Origin of the sequence: Flavobacterium artemisiae, from assembly GCF_042678225.1 — a bacterium.
Lineage (GTDB): Bacteria > Bacteroidota > Bacteroidia > Flavobacteriales > Flavobacteriaceae > Flavobacterium > Flavobacterium artemisiae.
Genome location: NZ_JBHUDZ010000013.1, coordinates 41,821 through 56,496, shown reverse-complemented (window position 1 = coordinate 56,496; position 14,676 = coordinate 41,821). Strand labels below are relative to the sequence as shown.

At 34.4% G+C, this 14,676-nt stretch carries 12 protein-coding genes; 7 read left to right on the top strand and 5 right to left on the bottom strand.

The window, feature by feature from the left end:
• Together ACFSC2_RS16480 and ACFSC2_RS16475 are read left to right on the top strand one after the other, a co-directional pair.
• Window positions 1–3,867, top strand: a 3,867-nt coding sequence (locus tag ACFSC2_RS16480) for a T9SS type A sorting domain-containing protein (protein ID WP_379818673.1), incomplete at its 5' end; no start/stop codon positions are given.
• A 53-nt stretch (window positions 3,868–3,920) separates the two neighbouring features.
• Window positions 3,921–4,772: an outer membrane beta-barrel protein gene (locus ACFSC2_RS16475; RefSeq protein WP_379817821.1), complete on the top strand. Its 852-nt coding sequence runs from the start codon at window positions 3,921–3,923 to the stop codon at window positions 4,770–4,772.
• A gap of 143 nt (window positions 4,773–4,915) precedes the next feature.
• On the opposite strand, the gene ACFSC2_RS16470 is transcribed toward ACFSC2_RS16475, so the two are convergent.
• Both ACFSC2_RS16470 and ACFSC2_RS16465 read right to left on the bottom strand, forming a co-directional pair.
• Window positions 4,916–6,097: a PIG-Y family protein gene (locus tag ACFSC2_RS16470; protein ID WP_379817819.1), complete on the bottom strand. Its 1,182-nt coding sequence runs from the start codon at window positions 6,095–6,097 to the stop codon at window positions 4,916–4,918.
• A gap of 76 nt (window positions 6,098–6,173) precedes the next feature.
• On the bottom strand, window positions 6,174–8,522 hold the full coding sequence (locus ACFSC2_RS16465; protein ID WP_379817817.1) for a mechanosensitive ion channel family protein: 2,349 nt from the start codon (window positions 8,520–8,522) through the stop codon (window positions 6,174–6,176).
• Between the two features lie 245 nt (window positions 8,523–8,767).
• Here ACFSC2_RS16465 and ACFSC2_RS16460 point away from each other — a divergent pair, with 245 nt between their 5' ends.
• Window positions 8,768–9,061: a winged helix-turn-helix transcriptional regulator gene (locus tag ACFSC2_RS16460; protein WP_379817815.1), complete on the top strand. Its 294-nt coding sequence runs from the start codon at window positions 8,768–8,770 to the stop codon at window positions 9,059–9,061.
• A gap of 128 nt (window positions 9,062–9,189) precedes the next feature.
• Here ACFSC2_RS16460 and ACFSC2_RS16455 read toward each other — a convergent pair whose 3' ends face one another.
• The 3 genes from ACFSC2_RS16455 to ACFSC2_RS16445 form a co-directional block, all read right to left on the bottom strand.
• On the bottom strand, window positions 9,190–9,519 hold the full coding sequence (locus ACFSC2_RS16455; RefSeq protein WP_379817813.1) for a DUF4870 domain-containing protein: 330 nt from the start codon (window positions 9,517–9,519) through the stop codon (window positions 9,190–9,192).
• A gap of 133 nt (window positions 9,520–9,652) precedes the next feature.
• Window positions 9,653–10,390: a LytR/AlgR family response regulator transcription factor gene (locus ACFSC2_RS16450; RefSeq protein WP_379817811.1), complete on the bottom strand. Its 738-nt coding sequence runs from the start codon at window positions 10,388–10,390 to the stop codon at window positions 9,653–9,655.
• A 3-nt stretch (window positions 10,391–10,393) separates the two neighbouring features.
• Window positions 10,394–12,409, bottom strand: coding sequence for a sensor histidine kinase (locus tag ACFSC2_RS16445; RefSeq protein WP_379817809.1), 2,016 nt, complete (start codon window positions 12,407–12,409; stop codon window positions 10,394–10,396).
• A 247-nt stretch (window positions 12,410–12,656) separates the two neighbouring features.
• On the opposite strand from ACFSC2_RS16445, the gene ACFSC2_RS16440 reads away from it, so the two are divergent.
• Genes ACFSC2_RS16440 through ACFSC2_RS16425 form a run of 4 tightly spaced genes read left to right on the top strand, consistent with a single transcriptional unit; the run spans window position 12,657 to window position 14,622 of the window.
• Window positions 12,657–13,106: a hypothetical protein gene (locus tag ACFSC2_RS16440; RefSeq protein WP_379817807.1), complete on the top strand. Its 450-nt coding sequence runs from the start codon at window positions 12,657–12,659 to the stop codon at window positions 13,104–13,106.
• 2 nt (window positions 13,107–13,108) lie between these two features.
• Complete coding sequence (locus ACFSC2_RS16435) at window positions 13,109–13,576, top strand: hypothetical protein (protein WP_379817805.1); 468 nt, start codon at window positions 13,109–13,111, stop codon at window positions 13,574–13,576.
• Entirely contained in the window at window positions 13,554–14,066 is a 513-nt protein-coding gene (locus ACFSC2_RS16430) for a hypothetical protein (RefSeq protein WP_379817804.1), read from the top strand. Before ACFSC2_RS16435 ends, ACFSC2_RS16430 begins: the two co-directional genes overlap by 23 nt.
• A gap of 13 nt (window positions 14,067–14,079) precedes the next feature.
• The gene (locus ACFSC2_RS16425) at window positions 14,080–14,622 is read left to right on the top strand and encodes a hypothetical protein (protein ID WP_379817802.1); all 543 of its coding nucleotides are present in this window, start codon (window positions 14,080–14,082) and stop codon (window positions 14,620–14,622) included.
• The last annotated feature ends 54 nt before the right edge of the window (window positions 14,623–14,676 follow it).

Here is a 14,676-nt window from a genome sequence, read left to right as displayed (position 1 = left end):
GATGCAAATGCCTGTACAAGAACAATTACAGGGATTGTGGTTGGACAACCAGCCGCCGCTCTTAACGGAACTGCATCTACAACGGCGGTATCATGTTTTGGAGGAGCAAATGGAACAGCTACAGTTGTGGCTTCAGGAGGAACACCTGGATATACGTATTCATGGGCACCGTCTGGAGGTACAGCCGCTACAGCTACAGGTTTAGCAGCAGGAACTTATAGTGTAACTATTACAGACGCTAATGCTTGTCAAAGAACAATCACAGGTATTGTAGTAGGACAACCTGCAGCAATTGTTGATGGAACAGTTACAACAACTTCAGTTTTTTGTTTTGGAGGATCTAACGGTACTGCTACTGTTGTGGCTTCAGGAGGAACTCCTGGATATACTTATTCTTGGTCACCTTCAGGAGGTACAGCCGCAACTGCTACAGGATTAGCAGCAGGTACATATAGTGTAACTATTACAGATGCAAATGCGTGCACAAGAACAATTACAGGTATCGTAGTTGGTCAGCCGGCTGCTCTTGACGGAACTGTAAGCACAACAGTTGTCTCTTGTTTTGGTGGATCTGACGGAACAGCTACTGTTATAGGAACAGGTGGTACAGGTGGATATACTTATTTATGGTCTAATGGTGCTGTAACGGCTACAGCTGCAGGATTAACAGCAGGGACTTATAGTGTAATCATTACAGATGCAAACGCTTGTACAAAAGCAATAAACAATATAATAATTACGCAGCCAACTGTTATAAGTGCAAATCCATCACAGGTTGATGTAAGTTGTAATGGCGGCAGTAACGGTTCAGCAACTGTTGCACCAACAGGAGGAACAGGGGCTTATACTTATCTTTGGTCTAATAATGCAGCAACAGCTACAGTAAATGGTCTGTCAGCTGGAACTTACAGCGTTATTATAACGGATGCTAACTCTTGTACTATTACACAAAACTTTACTATTGCACAACCTGCAATTTTAGCAGCTTCAGAAGCTGGAAAAACAAATGTAAGCTGTAATGGCGTAGCCAATGGTACTGCAACAGTAGCAGTAACAGGAGGTGTAACTCCTTACACTTATTCGTGGTCACCTTCTGGCGGTACTGCAGCGACAGCTTCAGGATTAGCAGCTGGTACTTATACGGTAACCGTTACTGATGGTAATGGTTGTACGATAACTCAGAACTTTGATATTGCTGAACCAACGGCATTTACTGTTTCAAGTACACAAACTAATGTAAATTGTTTTGGAGATGTAACAGGATCTGCAAGCGTAACAGTTAGCGGGGCTACAGCTCCTTATACTTATTCATGGGCTCCAGCTGGAGGTACTGCAGCTACAGCTACAGGTCTTATAGCAGGAACTTATACTGTAACTATTACAGATGGCAATGGTTGTACAACTACAGAAAGTGTTACAATCACTCAGCCAACAACAGCTTTAACAGCTTCAGCAGGGGCAATTACTAATGTAAATTGTTTTGGAGATACGACTGGTTCTGCAACTGTAAATGTAACTGGCGGAACAGGAGCTTACACATACCTATGGGCACCTTCTGGCGGAACTGCGGCTACAGCTTCAGGATTAGCAGCAGGAACTTATACAGTAACTGTTACAGATGAAAATTTATGTCAGACTACGCAAAACTTTACAATCAGTCAGCCTGCCGCTGCACTTTCTGCAACAACGGCGACAACTGATGTAAGTTGTTTTGGAGGAAGTAACGGTACAGCTTCAGTTACAGTTTCTGGAGGAACATCAGGATATACTTATGCATGGGCTCCATCTGGTGGTACTGCTGCAATTGCAACAGGATTAGCTGCAGGGAATTATGCAGTAACCATTACAGATGCTAATGGATGTCAGCTTATTAAAAACATCACAATTGGTACACCTGCGCAATTCTCAACTTTTATTGCTAAAACAGATGTTTCTTGTAATGGAGGAAGTAATGGTACAGCAACTGTTACAGCAACTGGTGCTACAGCTCCTTATACTTATTCTTGGGCTCCAGCAGGCGGAACTGCGGCAACAGCAACAGGATTAGCGGCTGGTACTTACACAGTAACTATAACAGACAATAATGGATGCAGTATAACTGATAGTGTAACTATTGGTCAGCCAACGCTGCTTACTGCTGCAACTACACATGTTGATGTAACTTGTATTGGAAGAACAGACGGATCAGCAACTGTAACAGCTTCAGGAGGAACTTCAGGATATACTTATTTATGGGCTCCATCTGGTGGAACTGCCGCAACAGCAACAGGATTAGCTGCAGGAAATTATGCAGTAACGATTACAGATGCTAATGGATGTCAGATAACAAGATCGGTAACTATCTCAACTACTCCAGATACTACGGCACCAGTTCCAGATGTAACCAATCTGCCTGATATCACAAACTATTGTTCTGTTTTATCGTCACAAATTACAATTCCAACTGCAAGTGATTATTGTGCAGGAACTGTAACGGCAACTACGACAAGTCCTCTTAACTATACTGCCGAGGGAACTTACGTAATCACATGGAATTATAATGATGGAAATGGTAATACTACAACACAGAATCAAACTGTTAAAGTATTAGCTTCTCCATTAAATCAGGTAACTTTTACAGGAGCAACTTATACTTATAACGGAAATGCTCAGACTGTACAAGTTGCAAATCTTCCTGCGGGAGCGAGTGTAGTATATACTACTTCTCCAGCAACAGGAACATCAAATGGTGCTGTTAATGCAGGAGTTTATACTGTAACAGCGGTTGTCTCACCAGCGGCAACTTCTCCTAATTGCTCACCAATCACGCTTACTGCGCAGGTAACAATTAATAAAGCGGCACAGCAAATCACTTTTGCGCCATTAGGAGTAAGAACTCTTGGAGCACAAAATACATTTAATTTGACAGCTAGTTCAAATTCGAATTTACCTATCAGCTACACATCTACATTTATAACTCCTTTACCAGCGGCAACAGTAACGTCAGCAGGAGCAGTTACAATGTTGAGACCAGGAGAAATAACTATAACAGCAGAGCAAAGTGGTAATGCCAATTATTTACCTGCTGTAAGTGTATCTCAAGTATTAGTAATTAGAAACAACGACGTAACAATTACTAAAGTTACGATTGGTAATAAAGTATTTACAAATCCGGCTAAGAATCTATATTATTTAATGGAATGTGGAGAAAACAATGTAAACGTGGCATTTGTAAATGAAACGAATGCAGTTTTTAGTCCATCTGCTAATTTAACTATTAATCCTCCTAAGCCAGGAATTTATACACAGAATGTAACAGTTACTTCTGAGGATGGAAGTACAACTGCTACTTATGTTATAACTGTCGAAAAACCGTTTGGTTTCTATGATATTGTACACCAGAAATTTAATAACGTATTGTTAGTTAATAACAATCCTCAAACAAATGGAGGTTACGAATTTGTTGCTTACCAATGGCTTAAAAATGGTCAGGTTATAGGAACAAACCAATATTTTTCAGCAGGAGATGCTTTGTCTAATATCTTAGATTTGAACTCTGATTACAGTGTAAAAATGACAACTAAAGATGGAAAAGTACTGCAGACATGCAGCACTAAACTTCAAGCACAAAATTCATTTCAGATTAAACTTTACCCTAATCCGGTTCAAACAGGAAAAATTATTACTGTAGATGCCGACTTACCACAAAGTGATTTGGATAATATGCAAATTAGTCTTTACTCTGTTTCAGGTCAATTGATTACAACCATGAAATCATCAACTGCACAGACTCAAATACAATTACCTCTAACATCAGAAAGTAATATGTATTTGGTAGTTCTTGAATCTGGCAGTATCAAGAAATCATTCAAAGTAATTGTAAAATAAAAAAAACATACCGGTAACAGATCACAAATGTTACCGGTTAATACAACTTTAAGATGAAAAAGTATATATGTACCTCTATAAAATCTATAGCAGCAATCACCGCATTGTTTGCTGTATGCCTTCAGGGTTATAGTCAGGATAAAAAACAGGAACTATCGATATCTGTCGCAGGGCCAGCTTCTTTTCTAAAATATCATTCAGGGGGTGGTTTAGTACCAGGAAACGGAATTAGCGCAGGAATTCGATATTCTTACTATTTAAGTGAAACTCTAAGTATTGGTGTTGGTGTTGAGTATCAAACGTACAACTCAGATGCAAAATATGCATTTCTCAGTGGTCAGTACATGACAACTGATGCTGAAAATGAAAACTTTCAGTTCAGATACAGAGCAACGAACTTGAGAGAAGAGCAAAAATTAGGCTATGTAAATATTCCTATTGGAATCCAGTTTGAAACTCCTGGAACTAGTCAGTTGTATGTTGCGGCAGGTGCCAAAATAGGATTTGCTACTAGCGGAACTTATGAAAGCAAAATACAAAACCTTACAACAAGCGGCTACTATCCTCAATACAATGTGGAATTATTAAGTCCTGCATTTGCCGGTTTTGGTTCTTTCAATGACATAAAAAGCAGCAAACAAGATCTGAATACCGAAGTGTCTTATTCAGTTACTTTTGAAACTGGTTTAAAGCAAAAAATCGGAACAAGAAGTTCTTTTTACCTTGGTGCTTATTTGGATTATGGTCTTAATAATATTTATGACAAAAGCGATAATAAGCAGGTGGTTCAGTATAATCCCGAACTTCCTGTACAATTTCAATACAACAGTGTACTAGATTCTTCTTTTGCTCATGACATCAGATTGGTTTCATATGGTCTTAAGCTAAGATTTGCAATTCGCTAAACTTAAAAATAAATGTAAACCCTTTTTCTTCGTTAGGAGAAAATTTTAAAAAAGTCGATTTCTTGGGGGAAATCGGCTTTTTTTTTATAAAACAAAAAGGCGGTAATTCGAAAATTACCGCCTTAAAAATGATGTATGTTTTTTTATTTTGAAATCTCGTACCAGGGAATCTCAAATTTTCCTTTCATGAAATAAACATGTACTGCATCTTTTTCATTATAAGTATTGTATTCCTCTTCAGAAACCGAAACTTCATCTGGATTTTTTTGTTTGCCCCAAGGTGCTAGTTCTATATAATAGGTCTTGCTTTTTCCCGTGCTGATTCTTTTACTTAAAACAGAAGATTTATAATGAAGATTTTTTGATGTATCAAAATTACAATTTACAAAGACTATAGTGCCATAACTATATGCAGCCATTAAAGCAATTAAGAATAAAATTGATAAAAAATCTTTTGCTTTGTTAAATTTAAATTCTGAATTCCCAATGATAAATAAGGCCGTAAATACTAATCCTAAAACTGTCATTGGCATCCAGATATTCGAATAATTGAAAATATTAAAGTCAAACATGCTTCGAATGAAAACTGCTATGGCGGGAAAAAACAGCCCCGCAAAAATAGAGGGATAACTTGAATTTTCGCGGCTGTCAATTTGAATTAGACCTTTATAATATTTAAATAAAATTAAACCGATTATAGGAAACACAATACATATAGTAACAACTAGAGAATAAGGATTTGGATAGAAAAATCCCAAAACCGCCGCAATTCCTCCAGCCCAATTAAATATTTTTACGGTTTTAGAGGCACGTTTTAGCGTTTCTTCTCTTTCTTCTTTTGACCATCCAAATTTCGGGTTGTTTAGAATTTCTTTTTTCTCATTCTTTTTATCCTGTCTATCAAGATCAACGTATTGATTTTTTAACCAATCTTTAATATCGTTGAGGTTGGTTGTCTGCGACGCAATTTTAATAGTTTTTTGATCTTTATTTTTAGCTTCAATAAAAATAAATTTATCCGTAATTCGATATCCTTTTATTTCATCAAAAAGCAGTTCTTTTTTTGAAAATGCACCAATGCTTACAATTTTGTGCGTATCAATAATAAATTTTCCTTTTGCGGTTTCTATAATTCCAATCACAAAAACGACAATCATTAAGATAGAAAGCGGTGCCAGAAAATAATAATATGCTTCTTTTTGAATATCCTTTTCAAAACCTGGCAGAAAAGGCATTAACAATAAAAAGCTAAACAAAGCAACAAGCAGTAAACCGCCAACGTAAACTACACCAGCATAAAATTTTCCTATTCTGTATTCTTTCATTTTTTAATGTTTTAAAATGGAATAAAATGATAATAAAAAGGCGATAATTTTAAAACTATCGCCTTTAAAAAAAACTTTAACTAGAGAATGTTAAACCTTTCTCTTTAAAACTACTATAAAGTTCCTGACGAGCAATACTTATCGTTTCTTCGGTACGGTAAATGCTGCACCAGAATTTGATTAAAAGTTTGTATTTTCCATCAGAAATAGAACTGTAATAAATTTGTGAAGTTTTAGAATTATTCACCAACGGAAGCTTTAATAATGTCTCGTTCACAATAGTATTAATCTCTTCCGGAATAGTTTCTCCGTTAATTTCAAAAGTAATTTCTACCAATTTAAAATTATCAGTATACGTCCAGTTGGTAATGTTTTGAGATAATAAATTACCATTCGGAATAATAATTTCGGCACCATTTGGAGCATTAATTTTAGTAGTACGAAGTCCCATCGATTTTACACGTCCAGATTCTGAACTTATTTCGACAACATCGCCAATCTGAATCGGTTTATCAAAAATCAAAATGATACCCGAAACAAAATTGTTTACCACATTCTGAAGTCCAAGTCCGACACCAACTCCTAATGCTCCTAAAAGAATACTTAATTTGTCTAACGGCATTCCAGAAGCGGCAACAGCCAGAAGGTAACCACTTATTAAAACAATTAACCTTGTAATCAATAATTTAGAATGCTGTCTTTTATTGATATTTTCTTCGTTTTCATCGTCAATTTCACCAAAGAAATACGCCACATAATTTTGCAGTAAATGTGCAATCCAAATAATAATAAAGAACAAAACAATGTTACCCAAAGTAAAAGTTATACTTCCGATCGTATTTGGGTGACTTAATAGTTTTTGTATAGAAAGACGAAGTGATTCCCAAATATTCAAATTTGAAGCAATCACAATCAGCCACATATAACTGATTACGATTATGAAAGGTTTTTTAAGCGTATTAGATAAACTTTCGTAATCAAACATCTTTTCAATTCCTCTTTTTACTCGCGTAGTGTAGATTTGAAGCAGAATGATTTCTAAAATAATCTTCAATAAAACACTTAAAGCTACAATTTGAGTAAGCGAAATGAAAGCAGTAAGACTCAGCATATTTGAAAGCGAAACTCTCCCGAATAAATTGTAAAGAATAGAAAGTCCATTTAAGCCTATAAAAAGAATGCTGGCCCATTTAAAAAATCTCTTAATATAAAGCTGTTCCTTTAAGGTTTTAATTTGTACCAGCCCGTAACGAACCCCAAGTATATTGATAATAATAAAAGCGCAACGCTGCAATAAACCAATGGTAATAAATAAGTCTAAGAAACAAAGTGCAAAAAACAAAGCCAAAAGCAAAAGCCAATTGCGCATAGCAACGCCCGACCATTGGTTTTTAAATAAAATTGTCAAAGCGCCTAACAAAGCCAGCTGTAATAATTCTAAAAATAACGCTGGAGCATACAAATTGGTAACCACTGCAATATTTAAGGAAATAACGGCAACAGGAATTAAAACGCCTCTATTAAGATATTTAAAATTGAATTGCGATAAGTTTTCGGCGTGTCCGTTTTCTTTTAAGTATTTGATGTTTCGGGAAATGTACCAAAACAAAAGTCCCATAAAAAAGCACAAAGTAATCAATCCGCCGGCTTTGTAACTCAAGTAATAAGCAGCAACGTTTTCTTCTATAATAACTTTGGCTTTAATGTTATGCGTTACTTTTTTCTTTATTGCCGAATCGCTCGTCTGCCAAAGTGATGGGTATTCTTTCTTGAAAATACTGATTCCAGATTTTTCTAATTTGCCTTCAACCGTAACTAAAGCATTCGAAACAGATATTTTTCGCTGTACAGTAAGCCTTTTTTTATTGTTTAAAATCGACTGATTTTTGGTCATTAAACTATCAGTAGCAATGTATCTTTTTTTAAGATTAGCAAACTCTTTTTTAAATTGCTTACGACGAATAGTATCACGCAGCAAAGTAATTAAGGTTTTGTCTTTACGAAGATCAATAACTCTTTTTTTGATTTTTTCGAGATTAAGATTTCGTTCGTTAATTGCTTTGTTCTGCTCTTCAAGCTCCTGCTGAATTTCCTGCAGCACCAAACGGTACATCTGCTGGTTACGAACATTTGGATTGGCGCCTTTTAGACTTGCCAGAATAAGTTCAAGTTTACTTTCGGTACGTTTCATTTCTCCAAAAAGATGAAAAGTACCGCCTTCAAAATCAGTATCGTTATAAGCTGATTCCAAGACTTCGCCGGCTTTTTCAATCGACATCAAATAGTCACTGTCTGTGGCTGTTGTGTCATTAAATAATCTTCCGGGATTTTCTTTTTTTGCAATCGCTTTAGCCTGAGAAAAGGCTTGCTGCACCAACAAAAAAGAAAAAAACAGGGTAATAAAATAAAGTGGTTTTCTAATCATGATCATAATGTAAATGGTGTATTTAGGGAGCTCAAATTTAATTTTTTTTAAATGACTTTGAGTTAAGAAAAATTAAATTGCAGTACGCTTTTGATAATTTTCTTTTTTAACGCTTTTTACACTTTACTTTTTATCAATATGATCAAAAAAAGAGGCAAATTATAGGAGCTCCGTATTTTACCAGGTTTCTTTTTTTATTTTGTTTTTTTAATCTAAGTTTGAAACAATTAGAAACAAATGTATTTATGGAAGAGAAAGAGACCTGTCCGGCACAAAGGCTTTTAAAAATATTATCGGGAAAGTGGAAATCCGAAATTTTTCGTTTGGCTGTAGATGCGCCCTTACGATTTAATAATTTATTGAGGCTGATTCCAAATTCTAATAAACAATCTTTGTCTATAGCTCTAAAAGAATTAGAAGAGGAGGGATTGTTAGAAAAAACGACCATAAAACTAAAGCCGTTACATATAGAATATCATTTGACCGAAAAAGGAAAAACACTGATTCCGATTTTTCAGCAATTAGAAGGATTGTCTTAATTAGTTTTTCTATAAAAGATAGGAAAGATTCCCAAGTACTATTCTGTATTCTGACCCAAAATACAGAAGTTCTTCAAGAATCATCCTAATCCAAAAAATAAAAACGTCAGTTAAAAAGCAGTTTGGTTTTAGCTAATAAAACCAAATTGATTTTCAAAAGCTTTTCCAATTACAGGAATTGGTTTCTTTTGTTCGTTGGCTGCATTAATAATTCCGAAAATCCATAGAATGAAAATTACATAACCAATGTAGCTTAAAAAGTATAGTGCTGGGATAATTGACACTATAATTGTAAGCGCAATGTTTATGATTAACGAAACTATAAAAATTCCGAATCCTTGTTTCAAATGATAGTTTACCAAATCACTTTTTGGTGTTAAATCTTTACTTTTAACAAAAGCTATAATCCATCCAATAATAGTAATATAGCTTAAGATAGAAAGGGTTTTATTATTCATCGTTTTAGTTATTTATTGAAACAAAAATAAATACAAAGAATAGAACCCTAAATAGCCGCTTTGTCTTCGGTAGCTTTAGCTTGGTATTGGTATAATTTAAGTGGGTAAGAGGAGAAATGATGGTTGTAAAAAGTTAATTTTCTTCTTTCATCAATTTAAAAAACTGTTCTTTTTTTCCTCTAGAAATAGGTACTACCGATTTATCATTCATATGTACCATTCCTTCGCGCGAATAACTCACAATCGAATTAATGTTGATTAAATGCGATTGATGAATCCTGAAAAACAGAGGCGGTTCCAGCATATCTTCATAATTTTTAAGAGGTTTAGAAACCATAATTTTACGCCCGTCTGTTAAAAAGAAAGTAGTATAAGATCCAGAAGTTTCGCATCTGATGATTTGATCCAGTTTTACCACATACATAGCTTCCTGAGTCGGCAGAATGATGCGATCCGGTGTTTTAGAAAGATTATCTTGTAACTCCGCTAACTGCTGTTTTTCTAAAACTCGCTGTTGTAAAAGCGCAATTCGTTCAATAGCCGTTTTCAATTCATCTGGATCTATTGGTTTTAAGAGATAATCAACTGCGCTGTATTTAAAGGCATTAATAGCATGCTGTTCGTACGCAGTGGTAAAAATGAGATGAAAAGAATTAAATGAAATCTGCTGTAAAACGTCAAAACCAGTTCCGTTTTGGAGCATAATATCCATAAAAACCAAATCAGGTTTAAGGCGGTCAATCAATTTTACAGCTTCGTCTACACTTTCCGCGTAAGCGATAATTTGAATATCCGGCGCGACCATTTCGAGCATAATAGACAATGCTTCGCTAATTCTTTTTTCGTCTTCTACAATTATAGTTTTATACATTTTTTATAGGATTGGAATAGTAATAATCACCAAACATCCAGAACTATCAGTTTCAGGATCACGTTCTAAAACCTGAAAACCTGCAAACGGATGATCTTTCTGCATTTTAGTTAATCTTTCGTCTGTAATTGTGGTAGACAAAGATTGATGATTGTCGTTAATTTTTAATTTTCTCGAAGCTGTCAATCCGATTCCGTTGTCTTTTATGGTACAGATTAAATTCATTTCGTCTCGTTGTTCAAAATACACTTCTAATAAACCTTTGGAAGTTTTATCGCGCGGTTTTAATCCATGTTCAACCGCATTTTCAATAAAAGGCTGAATCAACAGCGGCGGGATATGAATGTCGGTTTCTAGGTCTTTACTGCATTCAATGCTATAATCAAAACTATTATTAAGACGAAGCTGCTGGAGTTCGATATAATTTTTTAAAGTTCCCATTTCTTCTTCCAATGAAATAGTTTCTTTACGAGACTGCTCCAGAACCTGACGCGTGAGTTTGGCAAATTTAGTAAGATAAGAAACTGCTGGAACCGTATCTTTTTGCAGAATCATACTTTGAATATTTCCCAAAGCATTAAAAATAAAATGCGGATCCATTTGCGAACGCAGCAATCTTCTTTCCATAGAAAGTCTTGCAGCAAGATTTTCCAGCGTTTCTTTTTCCATTAACTGCATTTTCAAATCGCTGTTTGCTTGTTCTTGTTTCAGAATTTCTTCTCGATTAAGATAATATCTCTGTCTATAATAATACGATCGAAACATAAAAATAAGACCAATTAAAAGAACACCGGCGATTCCGTAACCCAGAAGTTTATTCTTTTGTTCCAATTCATTTTCCAATTCTAACTGCTGAATGCGCTCCATTTTTTTTGAAGATTCGTATCTCACATCAGCATTTTGAAGCATTTTTTGTGTGTTCTCGTTATACTTTAATTGATTGTATTTAGTGAACAAAGTATCATAATGATAGTAAGCTTCAAAATCATTTCTTTTTACCGAAACATCTTTTAGAGAATTATAAAAAGTCGCCAGTAAATAATTGTCTGTGTAAGGAAGACTCTGCTGGTATTTTATGCCTTCTATAAACAGCAATTCAGCCTTCGCATAATCTCCTTTTTCGGTATAATAAAAACCCTGAAGTCCGATCGAGCTTCTGTAAATAATTTTGATATTATACTTTTTTGCAATGGCAGTTGCTTTTTGAAGGTTCTGCAGAAAAGCAGTTTCGTTTATGGGTTTTGGACCTTTTGAATACAAATCAGCAAGGTTGATATAAGCAATTCCGATATTACTTTTACTGATAATCCTATGTGTATTTTTCTCTGCGAGAACCACAGTTTCTTTAAAAAAATCTAAGGCCGTCTGCCATTCCTCTTTATAACCCGAATCCAATCGATCCGTCAAATAACCGCCATATGCCAGCCTTGCATGCAATCGACTTTCTGCGTCATTTGCTTTTTCTGCATGATCTAAAGCTTCTTCAGCATATTTTTTGACTTTTTCTGGTGAAGCGGGTGAAAATAAATACGAAATATCAGCAGCGATTTTTGCGCATTCATCGTGCGCTTTTTCTTTAGAAAATAATTCGTAGGCTTTTAAAAGATTCTCTATTGCCTGAGGTTTATCTTCTATATAAGATTTTAAAGCTCCCATCGAATAAAACGCAAAAGCTTTTGCTCGGATTTTATTGGTTTTTTCGGATAAAACAAAGGCAGAATCAACGTAACGGGAAAAAGTTTTTATATGAAGCAGACGTCTCTGAGTTAAAGCCAAATAAGAATAACAGATTACCTGATCTTCTATATTGTGTTTTTTCTTTGCTAATTCTAAAGCTTGAAGCTGCATTTTTTTGCTCGAAGAAGAATCAGAAAAACGCTTTTCATAACCGTAAGCGGCTATTTTTTCTATCGAAGAAATTTCTTGTGCATGAGTATTAGAAATATACAATATCGCAAAGTAAAACAACCATTTTGACTTTTTGATTTTGATCAGATTTAGAGTAGTTTTTGAGTGCATGTATAGTTGTTATGATAGCCAAAGTACAAATTGAAAACTGACTGACCAAAAAAATAAACACCATTTTTTTGAGTAAATACCTTTGTTTATTAGGCTTTTAGAAGATTCGTAACCAGCTCAAAATCTTAATAATTATAGGGATTAACCAAATAAAAACTTAAATCATCCATTTGCCAATTATGAATTGTCGCAAGAAGATCTTCGCTGTAATCTTGCTGCTATTAATTATTTTTTAAAACTTAAAATTATGAATAAGAATTTATTTACAATACTATTGATTGCTTTTTGTTTTATATCTGGTTTGTCATATGGACAACAAGATGATAAACGCATTAAAATTGAAATTTGGGTAAAAGATGGGGCTAAAAATATAAAAGCGCCAGTACGTTCTGCAACATTCTCGTTTACCAAAAGTGTCATTAATCCTGAAACAAATGAAGTAAAAAACAATTACTATTTCTCTCTTGATTTTGAGAAGCAGGATATTGTATTATTAGCCGCTTTTATGAAAAACAAAAACGGGATCGACGGACAAATCATCATGACTGATTCTTATGGAAAAATGCCAGCCAGAAAATTTGATTTTACCAAAGGAAGAATCGATTCGCTAAGTGATCAAATCACGGCTGATTACAACAGCGCATATATGTCTCTTGTTTGCGACACATTGATAATAGATGGCGTTAAAATCGATTAAAGATGTCTGAATTCAAGAAATTTACTAGAGAAGGAAATCTTTTTGTAATGAAAAGACAATACGGTTTCGGATTAATTATTGTACTCGCAATGGCCGCTTTTACTGTCGGCGGCATTTGGTACAAAAACGCAGCAATGATTTGGATTTTTGGTATTCTGACCATTTTATGTTTTATTTCGATATGGCAGCAAATTTTTAATATTGACATTGATAAACAGGAATTTAATATTAAAAATGGTCTGATAAATAAGCCCATTCAAATTCCGTTTACCGATTTTTTAAATTTTGAACTGGTCAAAATCAGACACAATTTTATAACTACAAATGTTTCTTTAAATCTTTATTATATGAAAGATAATAAAGAAAAATGCACCGGAATTGCACAGAGTTTTTCAACAAGATCATTGCAGATTTTAATTAATGAAATCAATGAAATTATAAGCCAAAATGAACATTCAAGAAAGATATAGTATTGAAGAAACTCTAAATGCCTTTTCGTTTTGCCCCAAAAAGCCATCTTTACAATTGTCTAGATGGTTTTTAGCGGGCATAATGGTGTGCGGAGCTGGGTTGTTTCTATTTGAAAAATATATTGATAGAACTGGATTTTGGGTAATTTTTATAGTGTTAGTATATTTTGTCTTACACAGTCTATACGATCTCAAAATAGGTTCTAAGATTCGATATACTTTTGATAAAAAAGAGAATGCGGTCTATAAAAGCAGTTTGTTTTTTTCTAAAAGAAAGATTTTGAAACTTAGCGAAGCCGTGATTTTCGTCTCTTCAGAAATGGGAAGCTGGTATTACGCTTTGGGCGCAGATAAGAGTCAGTTTGTTAAAAATTACAGGATAAGTGAGAATTTTACATCAGGCAGGAAAAGTGATGTAAAAAAAGAGGCTTATGAACAATTTATATTGATGAAAATTGATAAATTAATCGAGTCAATTCAAACCAAATAAACCAACCAGAGATATGAAGACCAAAATAATTACATTTTTGCTTTTATTCATTTTGATTTCGTCCTGTAAATTTATAAAAAATACGCCGAACGAAATTTTTCAGCAAGTTGGTTTAAATGCCAATAAAATTCCTTCTAGTTTTGAAAGGGTGTTTAAAGAATTTCGTCAGCAAAAAGCAAACGGAACTTTGCAATTGCCGTCTGAAGATGGAAAATCAATGCGAAAAGCAACTTGTGTTGAAGTTGTAAATTTTGCTTACGCGAATACCTTTAAAAAAGATATTGAAAGAATTAAAGATTTAAATCCAGATCGAGATGCCGAAGAAATTGTAAAATCGGGAATCGATTTATTTGAATATGCAGACCAGATTCAAAGCAAAGATTTTATGATCATCGCCAAAATGATTGATGATGGAAAAAGCAATGAAGAAGTAGATGCTGCCGCCAGAAATCTTGATGATACTAAAGGAATTGAACTCGATAAAAAATATACAAAAGTGATGGACTTACTGCTTCCATACGCTGATAAAAATGGAGTAGAATATAAGAAGTTTTAAAACTTTTGAGGTTCTAAAATTAAGATTACATTTATTTATCGGAATAATTTAAAA